Raw genomic sequence first — 238 nt, forward strand, 5'->3', positions numbered from 1 at the left:
TTGACCGTGGTGATGTACTTGTTGTTGATGGCCGTGGTGGCCGTGGTGGCCGTGGTGATGATGGTGTCCATGGTGACCGTGTTGGCCTTGATGATGATGTCCATGATGGCCGTGTTGGCCTTGGTGATGATGGTGTACATGGTGGCCATGTTGGCCTTGGTGATGGTGATGTACATGGTGACCGTGAACACCTTGCGGATAACCACCTACTCCGCCTGCTACAACACCTACTCCTGGT

At 54.6% G+C, this 238-nt stretch carries 1 protein-coding gene; it reads left to right on the plus strand.

Annotation, left to right across the window (positions count from 1 at the left end):
- Window positions 1-238 (plus strand): hypothetical protein (locus tag MR113_RS27900; protein ID WP_242257521.1); only part of this gene is annotated, 238 nt, incomplete at both ends.

It is taken from the genome of Bacillus cereus group sp. BfR-BA-01379, assembly GCF_022663605.1.
Classification (GTDB): domain Bacteria; phylum Bacillota; class Bacilli; order Bacillales; family Bacillaceae_G; genus Bacillus_A; species Bacillus_A mobilis.